Source organism: Citrobacter sp. Awk 2 (genome assembly GCF_028069815.1).
In the GTDB taxonomy this organism is placed as follows: domain Bacteria; phylum Pseudomonadota; class Gammaproteobacteria; order Enterobacterales; family Enterobacteriaceae; genus Citrobacter.
The window spans coordinates 1-919 of sequence record NZ_JANEWL010000228.1 but is presented as its reverse complement, the minus strand read 5'-3'; the positions used below and the strand labels follow the sequence as shown (position 1 = coordinate 919).

1 protein-coding gene is annotated in these 919 nt (G+C 35.5%); it reads left to right on the top strand.

Features of this window, described 5'->3' with window-relative positions:
* Positions 1 to 36 precede the first annotated feature (36 nt).
* A partial coding sequence (locus tag NNO02_RS23340; RefSeq protein WP_271455886.1) for a glycosyltransferase family 2 protein occupies positions 37 to 919 on the top strand: 883 nt, incomplete at its 3' end.

Here is a 919-nt window from a genome sequence, read left to right as displayed (position 1 = left end):
GTTAGAATGTCATTAAATATTAAAGTGGATTTTAAAATGTCGAATCAAAAAGACTTTCACATAGCTGTAATCGTCCCATGCTATAATGAGGAGTTGTCTGTTGCTAATGTTATAAAAGATTTCAATCAATATTTACCCGAAGCAGAGGTCTATATTTTTGACAACAACTCCACTGATAATACTGTAGAAATCGCTAGAAATGCCGGTGCACATGTTTTTTGCGTAAAAGAAAAAGGGAAAGGGAATGTTGTTCGTCGGATGTTTGCGGATGTTGATGCGGATATCTATGTCATGGTTGACGGTGATGCTACATATGATGCCTCAGTAAGTCGCACTCTAATTAATAAACTTATTTCTGAAAGGTTAGATATGGTAGTTGGCGTCCGTGAACATACGGATAAAAATGCTTATCGAGCAGGGCATACACTGGGAAATAAAGTCCTGACTGGTTGTGTAAAAAGTATTTTTGGAGGGGATTTTTCAGACATGCTTTCTGGTTATAGAGTGTTTTCTAAACGATATGTTAAGTCGTTCCCTGCCATGGCAAAAGGTTTTGAAACCGAGACTGAGTTAACTGTACATGCACTTGAACTTAGAATGCCCTATTCTGAAGTTGTCACACCATATTTTGCAAGGATGGAAGGTTCTACTAGTAAATTAAGTACCTATAAGGACGGGATAAGAATATTAAAGACAATTATCAAACTTTATTCTTCTGAGAGGCCATTTCTATTCTATAGCCTAATAGCCCTATTTTTTGCTATAGTTGGAATTGTACTTGCTATTCCGTTAGTTAATTATTTTATTGAAACTGGCTTAGTTCTTAGACTGCCGACAGCGATTTTATCTACAGGGTTAATGATTTTTTCATGTATTTCATTTATTACCGGAATTATTTTGGAAAATATTAGTATAGGAC